12 protein-coding genes are annotated in these 14,956 nt (G+C 47.0%); 1 reads left to right on the forward strand and 11 read right to left on the reverse strand.

Going from position 1 to position 14,956, the window contains the following annotated elements; genetic code table 11:
• Window position 1: 1 nt before the first annotated feature.
• Window positions 2-604 (reverse strand): SAF domain-containing protein, encoded by a 603-nt coding sequence (locus A1sIIB60_RS05125; RefSeq protein ID WP_095689374.1) that lies wholly within the window; start codon window positions 602-604, stop codon window positions 2-4.
• A 123-nt stretch (window positions 605-727) separates the two neighbouring features.
• Here A1sIIB60_RS05125 and A1sIIB60_RS05130 point away from each other — a divergent pair, with 123 nt between their 5' ends.
• Window positions 728-1,267 (forward strand): Rv3235 family protein, encoded by a 540-nt coding sequence (locus A1sIIB60_RS05130; protein WP_095689375.1) that lies wholly within the window; start codon window positions 728-730, stop codon window positions 1,265-1,267.
• Here the strand turns inward: A1sIIB60_RS05130 and secA are convergent.
• The 10 genes from secA to A1sIIB60_RS05180 all read right to left on the reverse strand — a co-directional run bounded on the left by secA (window position 1,264) and on the right by A1sIIB60_RS05180 (window position 14,839).
• A complete protein-coding gene (gene secA / locus A1sIIB60_RS05135) occupies window positions 1,264-3,936 on the reverse strand; it encodes a preprotein translocase subunit SecA (RefSeq protein ID WP_095689376.1) in 2,673 nt (890 codons plus the stop codon). The two genes, A1sIIB60_RS05130 and secA, sit on opposite strands and share 4 nt — an antisense overlap.
• A gap of 63 nt (window positions 3,937-3,999) precedes the next feature.
• Entirely contained in the window at window positions 4,000-4,659 is a 660-nt protein-coding gene (locus A1sIIB60_RS05140) for a ComF family protein (protein WP_190279196.1), read from the reverse strand.
• Window positions 4,660-4,699: 40 nt separating this feature from the next.
• Entirely contained in the window at window positions 4,700-6,274 is a 1,575-nt protein-coding gene (gene mtrB, locus A1sIIB60_RS05145) for an MtrAB system histidine kinase MtrB (protein WP_095689378.1), read from the reverse strand.
• Between the two features lies 1 nt (window position 6,275).
• On the reverse strand, window positions 6,276-6,962 hold the full coding sequence (gene mtrA, locus A1sIIB60_RS05150) for an MtrAB system response regulator MtrA (protein WP_095671412.1): 687 nt from the start codon (window positions 6,960-6,962) through the stop codon (window positions 6,276-6,278).
• Complete coding sequence (ahcY, locus tag A1sIIB60_RS05155; RefSeq protein WP_095677587.1) at window positions 6,962-8,242, reverse strand: adenosylhomocysteinase; 1,281 nt, start codon at window positions 8,240-8,242, stop codon at window positions 6,962-6,964. Before ahcY ends, mtrA begins: the two co-directional genes overlap by 1 nt.
• Window positions 8,243-8,337: 95 nt before the next feature.
• Window positions 8,338-9,711: a phosphomannomutase/phosphoglucomutase gene (locus tag A1sIIB60_RS05160; RefSeq protein ID WP_095689379.1), complete on the reverse strand. Its 1,374-nt coding sequence runs from the start codon at window positions 9,709-9,711 to the stop codon at window positions 8,338-8,340.
• Between the two features lie 42 nt (window positions 9,712-9,753).
• Window positions 9,754-10,131: a DUF3499 domain-containing protein gene (locus tag A1sIIB60_RS05165; protein ID WP_095677589.1), complete on the reverse strand. Its 378-nt coding sequence runs from the start codon at window positions 10,129-10,131 to the stop codon at window positions 9,754-9,756.
• Between the two features lie 42 nt (window positions 10,132-10,173).
• Window positions 10,174-11,487, reverse strand: coding sequence for a DUF5719 family protein (locus A1sIIB60_RS05170; protein WP_095689380.1), 1,314 nt, complete (start codon window positions 11,485-11,487; stop codon window positions 10,174-10,176).
• Window positions 11,484-14,525 carry a glycosyltransferase family 2 protein gene (locus tag A1sIIB60_RS05175; RefSeq protein ID WP_095689381.1) on the reverse strand — a complete coding sequence of 1,014 codons (3,042 nt, stop codon included), beginning with the start codon at window positions 14,523-14,525 and terminating at the stop codon, window positions 11,484-11,486. Before A1sIIB60_RS05175 ends, A1sIIB60_RS05170 begins: the two co-directional genes overlap by 4 nt.
• Window positions 14,526-14,530: 5 nt before the next feature.
• Window positions 14,531-14,839, reverse strand: a complete 309-nt coding sequence (locus tag A1sIIB60_RS05180; protein WP_223298661.1) for a WhiB family transcriptional regulator — start codon at window positions 14,837-14,839, stop codon at window positions 14,531-14,533.
• Window positions 14,840-14,956 lie beyond the last annotated feature (117 nt).

Genomic DNA, 14,956 nt, shown 5'->3' on the forward strand with positions numbered 1-14,956 from the left:
GCTATCCCAAAGAGCGAACGATTACCAGGCGCCCACTAACTGTGGCATCCAGCAAGTTGATGATTTGCGAATCTATAAGCGAGATTGTTAGGGCGATTTCGGATGAGAAATTGGCAGATTTTCTATCAATAGATCGGATGTAGGCGTTCTTTGCGACTACTTCTGGAATACCAATCTGGACGCCTCCCATCGACGGCTCAGGGACCCAATAAATATTGATCGCCTCACCAATTGAGATATCGATAGGTAAATCAGAACTGCGAACTGCAATCGGCACCTGTTGCATGCGTTGACTTGGCGCCAGATCGCTCACATCATCTATTGAAATTAACTCACCAGCGCTTTGCGCCCTTGTAACAAAGCTGCCTATTAACGTTGTGCGACTTGAAAAATATCTAGATCCGCTCTCGCCCAGTGCGACCTTCACCAGAGTTATCTGGTCACGTGAGATTTCAACACCCGGTGCAAGCGCGCTCTTTGCTATCCAATAACTATCTGTTCTGTTACCTAAAGCAGTAAGCGCTAGCGCAGAGATTAAAGCTGCGGCAAATAGCGAGACAGCAACGATAAATCGAGTTTGGGCAGCCTTCTTCTGTGTATTCATAGTGGGGTACTAAATGCGATCTGTGCACTTCGGCGGCTCGCTTATCCACAGTAGTACTTTCGGATGAGAAGAAGCAGCACTTTAGATTGATGAAGGTTCTCGCGTCACGAGCGACCCTGCGCCATGACTACTCAAAGAGAATATAAAGAAGGTAGAAGAGAACTGCGCCTAGTTTCTAGTTGTGAGGATCCAGCGCTATGGACTCATCCACAGTTAGATCTTTACTCGCTTTCCGAGATTGCAAATAAGAAGAAATTTGAGCCACTTCCCCAGCAAAGTGCAAAACTTTATTTAATTCCTTCCAGCTTTGGTGAAGAGTATGAACCAGGGTTTGAACCAGTTCCGACATCGGCAAGTGAGTTACCTGATTTACATACTTGGACGATGAAGTTTGCTGTCAGCGTTGTAGAAATTTGGGCCGGTCGCCGCCAGCCAGCACAATTGATATCACGCTGCCATCGCCATATCTATATGCAATTGTTAAAGCAGGTGGGAAGTCAGAAAGAGATTGGACGAATCAGAACTATCCATCAGAGCCAACCCTTAGATGGCATTTGCGAATCAACGATAACCGTTAGATACGGTGATCGACTACGCGCGATGGTGATCCGCTTTGAAGGCGTTGATAAGCGTTGGTTATGTACGGAACTGCGTCTGCTTTAAGCAGCGCCGTGGCAACGTTTAAATTTCTTACCTGAGCCACATGGACATTGTGCGTTACGCGAAATTTCACCCTTTGTCGAGACTCCAGATTCATCGGCTGCTGTGTATTGCAGCGCAGATAGATCAGCAGGTTTCTCAGTGATACCTGCCGCAACAACTTCGGAGCCATCGCCTTGTACAGAGACCTGTACGTTAAATACCAAACTTGCTAGCTCTTCTTTGATTCCATCCATCATGGCCGAGAAGAGTTCGTAACCTTCACGTTGGTACTCAACAAGAGGATCACGTTGTGCCATTGCGCGCAGCCCGATTCCCTCTTGTAGATAATCCATCTCGTAAAGGTGTTCACGCCACTTACGATCTAGAACTGAGAGCAATACCTTGCGCTCTAATTCGCTCATGACACCCGCACCTAGCTCGAGCTGGCGCTTTTCATAAGCGGCTGTGGCATCGACAAGGATTTGATCAGCTAAGTAATCGACATCTAGCGCGGCGCGTGAGCCAATCTTTGCGATCATCTCTTCGGCGGTAAAGCCAATTGGATAGACCAGCTTTAGCGCTTGCCATAGTCGATCAAGATCCCAATCTTCGCCGTAGCCTTCAGCGGTCTCGGCATTTACATAGGCAATTAAAGTATCTGCCAAGAAAGTTTGTACTTGCGCCGAAATATCTTCGCCTTCAAGTACTAGGCGTCGCTCACCGTAAATTACTTCACGTTGGCGATTCATGACATCGTCATATTTCAAAACGTTTTTGCGGATCTCGAAGTTCTGCGCTTCAACCTGGGTTTGAGCAGAGCGAATGGCATTGCTGACCATCTTTGATTCGATTGGTTCGTTATCTGGAAGGCCTGCCGCAGATAAGAATCGCTCAACTAACGCTGAATTAAAGCGACGCATTAGCTCGTCTTGCAATGATAGATAGAAGCGAGATTCACCTGGATCGCCTTGGCGTCCAGAACGTCCACGTAACTGATTATCAATACGACGAGATTCGTGGCGTTCGGTACCAAGAACATAAAGACCGCCAAGTCCAACAACTGCCTCATGATCTTTGGCAACTGCGGCTTTCTGCTTGGCAATTTCTTCAGGCCATGACGCTTCATATTCAACTGGGTTATCAACTGGTGATAGTCCGCGTCGTTGAAGTTCGAAGTCAGCCATGAATTCAGGGTTACCGCCGAGCATGATGTCTGTACCGCGGCCGGCCATATTTGTAGCAACTGTAACTGCGCCGCTTACGCCGGCACGAGCGATGATTGAAGCTTCGCGTTCGTGATGCTTAGCATTTAGAACTTCGTGAGGAACTCCTGATTTCTTAAGAAGATCCGAAAGTTCTTCAGACTTTTCAACTGAAACTGTTCCGACGAGAACAGGTTGGCCTTTGCGATGGCGCTCGACGATATCTTGAGTAACCGCCATAAATTTTCCGAGTTCAGTCTTATAGACCAGATCGGCCTGATCCATGCGCTGCATTGGGCGGTTGGTAGGAATTGGGACCACGCCGAGTCTGTAAATCTGTTGAAATTCAGATGCTTCGGTCATTGCTGTACCGGTCATGCCTGAAATAGTTTCGTATAGGCGGAAATAGTTCTGGAGTGTGATCGTAGCTAAAGTCTGGTTCTCATCTTTAATTTCGATACGTTCTTTAGCTTCAAGCGCCTGATGTAAACCTTCGCTATAGCGACGACCCGACAACATACGGCCTGTGTGCTCATCAACAATTAGTAGTTCGCCGTTCATGACAACATAGTCTTTATCGCGCTTAAAGAGTTCCTTTGCGCGAACTGAGTTATTTAGATAACCAATTAGCGTTGTATTTGCCGCCTCATAGAGGTTTTCAATCTTGAGAAGATCTTCCACCTTAGTTACGCCATCTTCAAGGATTCCGATGGTCTTCTTCTTCTCATCTACTTCGTAGTGAGTATTACGTTGTAACTTGTCGGCAATATTTGCAAACTCTACATACCACTTGGTGGCCTTGTCAGCAGGTCCGCTAATGATCAGCGGTGTACGTGCTTCATCGATAAGAATTGAGTCAACTTCATCGACGACTGCAAAGAAATGATCGCGCTGAACGCAATCATCTAGCGTCCACGCCATATTGTCGCGTAGGTAATCGAATCCAAATTCATTATTTGTACCGTATGTAATATCTGAGTTATAGGCGGTGCGACGTTCTGTAGGAGTCATACTATTTACAATTACTCCAACGCTGAGTCCAAGGAAACGGTGGATACGACCCATCCATTCGCTATCGCGCTCAGCTAGATAATCGTTAACGGTAACGACATGCACGCCACGACCAGCAAGCGCATTTAAATATGAAGGAAGAGTTGCAACTAGAGTCTTTCCTTCACCAGTTCGCATTTCAGCGATATTCCCGCGATGCAGCGCAGCTCCACCCATAATCTGTACGTCATAGTGGCGCTGACCAAGTGTGCGCTTTGCCGCTTCTCTGACAACTGCGAAAGCTTCAGGAAGTAAATCATCGAGAGTTGATCCGGCAGCAAAACGAGATTTAAATTCATCTGTCTTGGCGCGCAGGGCTTCATCTGAAAGTGCGGAGATCGCAGGCTCAAAGGCGTTAACTTGATCGACAACCTTGCTTAACTCGCGAAGAAGCTTTCCTTCGCCAGCCCGCATGATTCGGTCAATAATCTTTGACATTTACGACCCTTTCCAACCTGATTCCTACCCAATTCCTACCCAATGCCTACAAATCTAGACCCCTTATCGTAGGGGTTTAGCCGTACAACTTGTTACCGCGCCAAGCACGGTAAAGCCTGCAGTACGCAAGGCCCGGATCGCCTCGGCCAGGGTGGCCCCAGTGGTGATCAGATCATCAATAACAATAATCTTAGGTCCAGTATTCCCTGCGCAAATTTGAGTGGTGAAATCAGGTGAAATTGAAAGCGCCCCAGAAATATTCTCTGATCTATCCACGAGATTTAACTGAGATTGATCTCTGACTTTACGAATATGTGTCAATGGAGATTGGTGAGGTAGCCCCACTTCAAGTGCGACCTGCGTTGTAATCTCGTGCAAGAAATTCCTGCCACGTTTGCGATTAGCCGATTTTCTCGAAGGTATAGGTATCAGAGTTGCAGGGCCGTGACGATTTACAAATAGTTTAAGTGAGTGAACTATTCCATTAATAATTAATTGATCTGCCGCTTTGATTCGCGATTCCTTTGCGCTTAACAAGACACGTGAAGCGATCGGTGAATATTGGATAGCAGAGAAGACTGGGAAGATCTCGCCGCGCCAATTTATCGCTCGTTTATAAAGATGCGGGTGCCAATGTTTGCGACATTCAGAGCAGATCGAAATTCCTAGCCTGGAACAACCAATACAACGGGAAGGAAAGATAATTTCGGTGAGGTTAAACACCGCAGGAGTATTGCTCCAAAGATAAGGAGGGGAACTCAGATTAAATTGGTTGAGGATAATCTTTCGGTTGCGGACGTATTGGTCTACCCGAAATCTGAGATCCTGCGATTAGCGGAAGTGTAAGAACGAAGTGAGCTCCCTGGCCGAGCGCTCCCCAAGCATCGAGTTCTCCATTGTGTAAGCGCGCATCTTCGAGCGCAATTGAAAGACCAAGTCCTGTGCCACCGCGCACGCGCGCTCGAGATGGATCAGCGCGCCAGAAGCGATCGAAGACTCGTGAGAGTGCTGCAGGGTCCATTCCAGGACCAAAATCTCTAACTCCAACTCCAACTTCGGTTGCCGTTGCAACTACTGAAACATGAATTGGTTTCTCATCTGCGTGATCGAGAGCATTTGAAAGTAAGTTTCGCATTATGCGCTCAACGCGTCGAAAATCTGCTCGCACCATTACCTGCTCGGTTTCGTGGTCAATTTCCACAGAAATAGTGTGGTCATGGGCGTTGGCTCGGACATCTTCAATACATCTCTCGATCAGCCTTACCAAGTCGAATTCAACTGGTTCAAGCACCGCTACTTCTGCATCAAATCGACTAACTTCTAACAAGTCTTCAAGTAACTTCTCAAAGCGATCAAGTTGGGCAACCAGCAGTTCAGAACTCCGTGCGATATTTGGATCAAAGCTAGCCTTCGCACTGTAGATAACTTCCGATGCCATACGAAGGGTGGTTAGCGGAGTACGAAGTTCGTGCGAAACATCTGAAACAAATCTCTGCTGTACGCGAGATAAGTTTTCCAAACGTGTGATCTGTGATTCCAGCGAGAGAGCCATCTCATTAAATGCCGTACCCAATGTGGCAATTTCGTCAGAGCTTTCCACCTTCATACGCTGTGAAAAATCGCCTTCCGTAAATTGTTGGGCAATGCGGGCAGCTTCTCTAACCGGTCGGACAACTTGCCTTACTACCAACCAAGTAATTAAGCCGATCAGGAATAGCAGCGCCAAGCCGGTAAATAGCAAAGAACTCTTGATTAGCGAAAGAGTTGTATTTTGATTGGTCAGTGAGTAAACCAAGTACATCTCGTAGTTGCCGGAGTCAGGAATCGCAATTCGTCGACCTGCGATCAAGACATTGGCATCTGCGCGGTTTTTATATTTTACTGTTGCGTACTTGTATTCAACTATGTCACTGGCACGAACGCGTTGTCTGAGCTCGGTGGGAAACGATGAGATATCTAACTCATCTGTTGCAGTGCTGTAATCGGGCGCTATTTCAGTACCTAATGGGTCTGCGCTCTGACCGAAGCGACTGAGAAAGATAGATTTTCGATCTTGGTTAAGGCTTACTTCGGTCGAAGAAATAATTATCTCTTGAACTGTCTCGGTGATGATCTTGGTGTTTGCACCCTTTACCAAGAGAAATTCATATTGCGCATTGAAGAAGGATGAGCGAGCTTCGGCAAGTGAGGTCTCTAAATTAACCTGCTTAACGCCATCAGATAGCTGGGAATAAAGCGCTGAGCCAGTCAGCCACACAACACCGAGTGATAGAAGAACCGTTGAGAAAATTACCTTAGAGGCAAGTGAATTTCTGAAGGAAAAAATATTTCGGTTCATACTAGGAACCGCCCAAGACTCCTGCTTTATATCCAACTCCGCGCACAGTCATGATGATGTGTGGGTGCTCTGGATCATGCTCAACCTTGGAACGCAGGCGCTGCACATGGACATTTACAAGACGAGTATCCGTTGAGTGGCGATAGCCCCAAACCTCACCTAACAGCGCATCGCGTGTAAAGACGCGACCCGGCTCTTTAGCTAAGGCAACTAATAGATCGAATTCCAAACGAGTTAGCGCAATCTTCTTTCCGGCTCTGCTTACTTCATGGGCTGTAACATCAATTGAAAGATCACCGATTACGAGTAGCCCAGAGATGTCTGCATTTGTGCGACGCAAGCGCGTGCGAATACGAGCGATTAATTCGGAAGGATGGCGAAATGGCTTAACCATGTAATCATCTGCACCAGCTTCAAGTCCGCGCACGACATCATGTGAGTCACCTTTTGCGCTCAACATAACAATCGGCACCATGGATTCGGCGCGAATTAACTTACAAACTTCAATTCCATCTAAACCAGGAAGCATTACATCTAGCAGTACGAGATCTGGAGGATTGTTTCTAAATACCTCCAGAACCTCGTCACCACGACTTACGAGATCGACATCGATGCCGGCACCAGTTAATACGATGCCGAGCATCTCTGCCAGGTCTTGGTCGTCATCGACGACCATAACCAAAGTCATTAGCTACCGTGCTCCCAAGAGTTGAGGTACATATCTTGTGCAGGAGTTAGCGTGTCGATACGGCCACCCATCGAAATCAACTTCAAGCTGGCAACTTCCTTATCGATATAAGTTGGAACGTTATGAACACCAGCAGGAAGATTCTTCGCTTCCTTAACTAGGTATTCAGCAGTTAGCGCTTGATCAGAGAATGACATATCCATGACTGATGCTGGGTGTCCTTCTGCTGCTCCTAGGTTAACTAGGCGACCTTCTGCAAGAAGCAATAGACGGCGTCCATCTGCAAGAACGTATTCGTCAGTTTGGTGACGCATCTTCGCATTCTTCTTCTTAGCGTTCTGCTCAAGCCAAGCAACATCGATTTCGATATCAAAGTGGCCTGAGTTAGCCATGATTGCGCCATCTTTCATTACAGCAAAGTGCTCATCACGAAGTACATCGCGGTTTCCTGTAACGGTGATGAAGACATCGCCAAGCTTTGCAGCTTCGACCATAGGCATCACGCGGAAGCCTTGCATCATCGCATCTAGCGCCTTGGTTGGATCGATTTCAGTAACAACTACATCGGCGCCCATACCTTTAGCGCGTTCTGCAACGCCCTTGCCGCAATATCCAAATCCAGCGACAACTACTACGCGTCCTGCAAGCAGGAAGTTTGTAGCGCGGAAGACTGCATCAAGTGTTGATTGACCAGTTCCGTAACGGTTATCGAACATGTGCTTGGTGTCGGTGTCGTTGACAGCGATCATTGGGAATGTGAGTGCGCCATCTTTGGCCATTTGGTTAAGACGAATCACGCCTGTTGTTGTCTCTTCGCAGCCGCCAGCAATGTTAGGAAGAAGTTCCTTGCGAGTTGTGTGAAGAGTGTTTACGAGATCGCAACCATCATCGAATACTTGGTGAGGTTCGATATCTAGCGCTGCGTTGATATGTGAGTAGTAACCATCGCGGTCAACTGCATTGCGAGCAAATACAGAGATTCCGTATTCGTGTACTAGCGCTGCTGCGGTGTCATCTTGTGTTGAAAGTGGGTTTGAGGCGCAAAGTGCGATCTCTGCACCGCCGGCCTTAAGTACGCGCATCAAGTTTGCGGTCTCTGTTGTCACATGCATACATGCAGAGATACGTACGCCTGCAAATGGTTGTGACTTTTCAAAGCGCTCACGAATCTGAGCAAGTACTGGCATATTGCGTTCTGCCCATTCGATGCGCTTGCGGCCCTCGGCTGCAAGAGATGCATCTGCGATATCGTGTTTTGGAATTGTTGTTACAGGTGTCATTGAAATATATCTCCCTAGTTTAAACGGCTGTTTTTTCGCTTGACCTTCGGCGTAGGGCTCTACTGTGCTAGTCGGCTATAGGCATAGCGTACTAGTTAAGGGATTAATACGAGGATGTCTAGGTCGCCACGGATCATGTTAAGTACATCATCTCGAACCTTTTTCATACGGGCTTCCGTGGAAGCCTCAACGTTGAGTCGAAGGAGGGGCTCAGTATTTGACGCACGTAGGTTAAACCACCAGGTATCGCCACTTATCGTCAGCCCATCAAGGTGATCGGCTGCTACGCCATCTTTCTTGAGATAAATCTCTTCAACGTGCTTCATCGCAGCGTTTGCATCTGCGACTTCAGAATTGATTTCGCCACTAGAGATATATCTTGAATAAGGTTTAAGAAGAGTCGAAAGTGAACCCTTCGCTTCGCCGAGAGCTGCAATGGCGTGGAGTGCTGCCAACATTCCAGAATCTGCTCTCCAAAAATCTTTGAAGTAGAAATGTCCAGAATGCTCTCCGCCAAAAACTGCTCCGGTATCTGCCATTAATTGCTTTATATAAGAATGGCCAACGCGCGAACGAATAGCCTTCCCGCCTTTTTCTTCAACAATTTCAACGACTGCTCGGGAAGAAATTAAATTGTAAATAATATTTGATCCTGGATATTTCTTTAATTCACGATCTGCAATTAAAGCCGTGAGAGTAGATGGATTTACCAAATCTCCGTTTTCATCGACTAAGAAGCATCGGTCGGCATCGCCATCAAATGCTAATCCGATATCTGCCTTATGTTTTTTAACCGCCTTCTGCAAATCTTTCAAATTCTTGGGATCTATTGGATTGGCTTCATGGTTTGGGAATGTGCCATCTAACTCAAAATACATCGGAATTACTTCGCAGTTAAGTCGGTCAAAGACCGCTGGAGCGGTGTGTCCAGCCATTCCGTTTCCAGCATCAATGACCACCTTTAGCGGGCGGATCTCTGATAGATCAACCAATGAAAGTAGATGATCTACATATGAAGAAAGTAAATCCTGCTCTGACTCTTTACCTACGCTTCGAAAATCAATTGGAGATCCTTCACTTACAAATCGCTCAATAGTTAAGAGCCCCGACTCTTTTCCTATTGGGCGGGCTCCACTTAAGCAGAGTTTGATCCCGTTGTATTCGGCTGGATTATGGCTGGCGGTAAACATCGCCCCAGGGAAATTGAGTTTGCCTGCTGCAAAATAGAGCATGTCGGTAGATGCCAACCCGATACGGATTACATCTAAACCTTGCGAGGTCACTCCTGCTGAAAAAGCATCGGCGAATAATGGTGATGAAGGGCGCATATCTTCGCCGATAACAACTGTTCCGGGTTCACGTTCTTGTTGCAGGAATCTGGCAAAGGCAACTCCTGTTGCAAATGTAAAGTCAGCGGTTATTTCAACATCAACTAATCCGCGAATGTCATAAGCTTTAAATATTGGAATTTTCTCTTCCTTCGCTAATTAATCCGGAGAAGTAGCAAGAATCTAAGACGGGACTGCGCGTAAGTGTCCGCGCCGTCCAAGTGATGCGTTATCGGTTGTAACAGGATCCCCGTTTTGATCTTGCATCGACTCATGGTTTGCAGCAACTTCACGGACTGCATCTGCAATTGCCATCAGATCATCTTCGGATGGTCCAAGGCCTGCCTGCGAAGACTCTTCCTTGATTACTGTCCAACCATTAGGAACGGTTAGGCGCTTTCCATGTGCTTCGCAGAGATCATATGAATGTGGTTCTGAATAAGTAGCCAGTGGGCCAAGCACTGCTGTTGAGTCCGCATAAATATAAGTAAGCGTCATCGAAGCCATGCTTCGGCAACTTACCCGCGAACAACTGCGCCCTGTGCGCGCCAACTTACTCATGACGCTAAGGCTAGTGGTTGGGTAGCAAAAAAACTGGGATTGTCAGGGAGTTAAGACGCGAATATTCGACATTGGAACTGATGATTTAGTCAGAACGCTTCCTGCTGTAAGTGGGAAATATCCATAGCCGCTCTTGGTTGCAACCAGCCCTGCGCCATAAATTCCTTTTCCTGCTTCGGTTATTGATATCGAGCGAACCCCATCTGGAATCCTTACTGCGGCGATATCTTCCCCATTAACGCGAACGGTTTTACGTTTTCCATTATTGAAGAGAAGTACAAGCTCGGCTTTAACTTTCGCTCCAATAAAGATTAATTGTGGTGCAAGACCGGCCACTGAAAAGTTGGATTGGGTCAATTCGGCAGCTGCGGTGCTCCAGATAAAGTCTGATTTACCTTCAGAAATTGTCTGTGAAAAAACTGAAGCAACTATCGGCTCATCGGAAGAAATTCTGATTCCAAATTTGCTCGCTGGTAAATTCGGATTTAAATCTAAAGTCGCTACCGATCCGCTCTTGATAACTTTGCCTTCTAGCCCTGCAGGAATAAATGATCCATCGGTCGAGTAGACAGAGACGGTAATGCGAGCATCTATTTCACCAGGCGCCAAGATACGTAGAGTGTGAGGTAACTCAACTGATTTTGAGCCGACTTTACGGACCGTGTGTGGAATGGCAGGGATAAATACCTCTTTACTTGCCTTTGGCGCAAAATTAACTATGTCGCCACCAAGAGCGCGTAACCCACGTCCGCGTTCATCGATCATATAACTCGTAACTCGACCCGCTCGTGTGATTGTCTTGATCACGAGAGATTGTGAACCTGGAGAAAGTGAATCAACTCCAACTTCGAGATATGAGTTTGCCTTAATGGTGATTGCCTTGGTTGGTTGCGCTCCGATTTCATTCCAAACTTCAATATCTACGATTGCAGCGCTTAATCCGCTGTTAACCAGGATCAGCTTTCCCTTACTTGTTACATCAGCGGCCCCACCAACAAACCATTGCTCGCTCTGCAAGGAAGAGCAAATAGTGGAGCCAGCCCAAACTCCTTTTCTAATCTGCCATACAACTGGCGTTGCACCTTGTGATTCTAAAATTATTGGCGCTTTACTCTGCATGTAGCGGAGAGTTTGTGCCGGAATAAATGAAAGAGATTTTGTTCCTGTGGAACGTATCTGGCTCTTTGATGAAGGTAGAGATATCGCTGTGGTTAAACCGCTTGGCGTTGATGGACAGACAACGGCTGGGTAATTTGAAGAGAATTTTCCATCAGAGACCGTGACATCTACAGCGTTGGAAAGCGCTACAACTAAAATTAGGCCAGATGCCAAAGCTAATGGGCGCGTGATCTTCATGCCAGCTCCGAATCTTCAATTTCGCGACGACGACGCCCGGCGGGAAGTGCCAAGACCACGACGGTGATAAAGATGATTAACTCTAGAGAAACTAACGCACGACGCAAGGTTCCGTCGTAAAGGAAGATGACTGGCCCTGGTTGCAATACTTCAAAGACTGGCAAGTTATCCACGCTGCGATTTCGATCCAATCGCTGGCCTTCCTGCATCGCTCGCCAGCCTTGAGCATAATTTTCAGTAAGAGTTAAGGTACCTGGCTCTGGCACCGTTACTTCAAATTCATTTTGACTTACTGGAAGAACAGTTGCCTTGCCAGCAAGATTTGTAAATAAAACCGTGCCAGTGTTTGCAGAAATCTTCCAGACAATTCCTGCATTTGTAGATGAGGCTCTAGTGAATCCTCCTAAGCCATCGATAATGCGAACTAAGTTTTCATCGGTCGGATTTTTAAGGAATAGATACTTGATTCCATTTAACGCAAATGTTGAACTAGAAGTTAGCCCACTTCCATCGGCAAGCTCAAGTACAGCATTGGTGATTTGTTCACGATTTGATGGTGCAATATCTGGGTCGCCAAGCATTGCATCGCCACCACGCGCCAAATAAAAGTTAAGTGATACATCTTCACCTACTGTGCGCGGTCTAATAACCATTGTCTTGGCATCTTTTTCAACCGCTAAGAATGGAGGAAGGACTATCTCGCGACCGCTTTGCAGAGGCGCAGAACCCGCAGTTGTTGCTACCCAAAGAGTTGAAGAGAGTGCATACGTGGCGGTCGCAGCGAGCATTACCGCAGCTGAGATGTGACGGAAATTCACATGAGTTGCTTTAAGCCTTTCTCGCAACTTGTCAGATACGGCAATTGCGGAGGCGATTGCTGTCATTGTTGTGATTGTCATGAGCGTGCCGGGATAAAGCTGAGTTGCAATATTGGTGCCGTTGCCGGTTATCGAGATGGTGCTGAAAAGAATTGAAATCAAGAGAGATACAAATCCAATTTCAGCGATAAAGCGCGCACGGGTGGATGAGAAAAGCGAAATTGCTAGTACCAAGGTGAGTGGACTAATTAGGTACCACGGTAGAGAGCCAGGGCCACCCGGGTTGCCCACTAGGGAGAAGTTCGGGCCGCTTCCTTGCAATAAGAAGCCCGAATCCAATAAAAATCTATTTGGATTGAAGATTAACTCGAAACTCCAGGGTGCGCAGATGAGAAATGGCGTAAATGTCAGCGCAAGACGGCGATAGAGACGAGCGTTGAATAAGACGAGATTTATTCCGCTGTTGCTATCAATGTAGTCGCGATAAATCGAAAAACCAGTAAGTGCAATTCCTAAAATAAAGATAAATGGAGAAAATGCAAAGATGATCGAGACGAGTAGAGAAAGTGCAAAAACCTTGCGCCAAGAGAATTCTTCTATTTCAAACCAGCCTCGAGCGGCGATCGCCAGCAGTGGCAGAAGCAGCAAGACGATTAAGGTGCTCAAGCGACCAGAGTTAATTGCTGAAATGGCAACCGGTGAAAGGGCATATAGAACGGCGCCAGATGTGGTGAGCCATCTATTTGTTGAGAACTCTTTTAAGAAGTGATGTCCGGTTAGCGCCAGCAATACTGGCGCCAGGAAGAAGAGCGCTGCAATAAAAAAGTTAACGTTTCCAAAGAAAGGAGTTGCGGCAATCGCAAGAAAAGCCATCCATGTAGGGGCTGATGCGGATGTGCCCATAGCGATGGAGTGCCAACCGCTGAAATAGGTATTCCAGAGCGCACTTACACCAGAAGGTTGTTCGGGTAAGGCGCCGCCAGAGATAGAACCTAATCTAAATCTTGACCAGAAGAGCGTCAGAACAAATAAGAATAGGGAGGCAGCGATTAGTGGACGCTTTAAGAGCGTTGTCCAACTGCGACTGTTAGCGGGAGTAAGCAAATCTTCTTCATCTAAATTCTCATCAAGCAGAGATGGATTTCGGACTTCGGTAATCTCACTTGGGAATATCTGCTCACGAATCCACTCTGCCGAACGCGAAGCAGCCATTCGCAGTTGCGACCATCTAGAAGGAATAAATCTCAGCGCGATGCCTGAAGGAACAAGGCGTTGCAACTTTCTTATCTTTCGGGCGCGAACTAGTTCGGCAGGATGTAAAAATTGCGTTCCTACAGCCAAAATTTCATCACCGGCATAACCAGGTAGTTTTGCAAAGAGAAAGGCAATTGATCTAAATATTGCACCGGCTAGCAATTGCACAGTGAGCAGCGGAAGTCGCCACCACGAGGAATTAACTAGAAGAACATATGCGGCATTTCTGCGATCTAATAAAAGTGGGCGATGCAAGAACGCTTCGGCCACATCGACCGAGCGCCGCTCATTTGCAGAAGCTTCCGCATGGAATGCAACAGCGCTCGAAACCGCTATTGCGGCAAAACCTGCTGAGTAAAGGCGCCAACCAAAATCGACATCATCACGGAATAAATCTAAATTAGGATCGAAACCACCAAGTTGTTCAAATACATCTCTACGAATTAAAGCTCCTGCGGTGCTAACTGCAAGTACTTCATGTACGCCATCGCGCTGTCCTTGGTCATATTCAGCTGGCTCAAGTCCGGTCCATCGATTTCCATTTGCAGCGATGCTGATACCAATTTCCAAAAGATGAGTGCGATCATGCCAACCAAGGAGTTTTGGACCCGCCATTGCAACGTTTGGGCGAGAATCTACTTCTGCAATTAAATTCTCAAGTGCAGACCGATCTACTGAAAGATCGTCGTGAATTATCCAAAGCCATTCATGATCTGGATCATTTGAATTGGGAAGGGTTGCAACAGCATGAGCAACTGCTTCGCCGAATCCAGTATCGCGATCCATAGGTAGAACTGGAATTCTTGCGCCTTTAACAAGTTTCGCTGATGAATCGATAGAACCTGTATCAACAGCAACTATTGAATCAACTGGAAGGGTCTGTGAAGTTAAAGAGGCAACTACTTCTGGCAACCAAAGTTGTCCATCATGTAGTACCAGAATCGCGGTGACGCGATGTGAACTCATGAGAGTTACGCTGGGCGGCGCTTCAAACGGCGACGCTCACGTTCGGAGAGTCCACCCCAGATTCCAAAACGCTCATCGTGTGCGAGCGCGTATTCCAAACATTCTTGACGAACATCGCAAGAGAGGCAGACGCGCTTTGCTTCGCGAGTTGAGCCACCCTTTTCCGGAAAGAATGCTTCTGGATCTGTTTGTGCGCAGAGTGCGCGTTCTTGCCAAGAGAGCTCTAGGTTCTCTCCGTTTGCTAATTTAATTGATGGGCCAGCAGTAGGGGCTGTTGGATTGCCAGTGGGTGTTGCTTCTGGACGAATCGGCATCGACTAATCTCCTCAAGACCTTCGCAGCCAGCCTCGTGATGAGGTCGGCTTCTCTAGAACGAATTACACGCTTGTAATCCCGTTTAGTCAAGTGCGATCCCGAGGTTGAGGCTTGAA

Origin of the sequence: Candidatus Planktophila lacus, from assembly GCF_002288385.1 — a bacterium.
Classification (GTDB): domain Bacteria; phylum Actinomycetota; class Actinomycetes; order Nanopelagicales; family Nanopelagicaceae; genus Planktophila; species Planktophila lacus_D.

Excerpts from the sequence above, each read along its gene's own strand:
- ahcY (WP_095677587.1), bottom strand. The coding sequence starts at position 8,242 with ATGACACCTGTAACAACAATTCCAAAACACGATATCGCAGATGCATCT.
- mtrA (WP_095671412.1), bottom strand. The coding sequence starts at position 6,962 with ATGACTTTGGTTATGGTCGTCGATGACGACCAAGACCTGGCAGAGATG.
- mtrB (WP_095689378.1), bottom strand. The coding sequence starts at position 6,274 with ATGAACCGAAATATTTTTTCCTTCAGAAATTCACTTGCCTCTAAGGTA.
- A1sIIB60_RS05165 (WP_095677589.1), bottom strand. The coding sequence starts at position 10,131 with ATGAGTAAGTTGGCGCGCACAGGGCGCAGTTGTTCGCGGGTAAGTTGC.
- A1sIIB60_RS05125 (WP_095689374.1), bottom strand. The coding sequence starts at position 604 with ATGAATACACAGAAGAAGGCTGCCCAAACTCGATTTATCGTTGCTGTC.
- A1sIIB60_RS05175 (WP_095689381.1), bottom strand. The coding sequence starts at position 14,525 with ATGAGTTCACATCGCGTCACCGCGATTCTGGTACTACATGATGGACAA.
- A1sIIB60_RS05180 (WP_223298661.1), bottom strand. The coding sequence starts at position 14,839 with ATGCCGATTCGTCCAGAAGCAACACCCACTGGCAATCCAACAGCCCCT.
- A1sIIB60_RS05170 (WP_095689380.1), bottom strand. The coding sequence starts at position 11,487 with ATGAAGATCACGCGCCCATTAGCTTTGGCATCTGGCCTAATTTTAGTT.
- A1sIIB60_RS05130 (WP_095689375.1), top strand. The coding sequence starts at position 728 with ATGACTACTCAAAGAGAATATAAAGAAGGTAGAAGAGAACTGCGCCTA.
- secA (WP_095689376.1), bottom strand. The coding sequence starts at position 3,936 with ATGTCAAAGATTATTGACCGAATCATGCGGGCTGGCGAAGGAAAGCTT.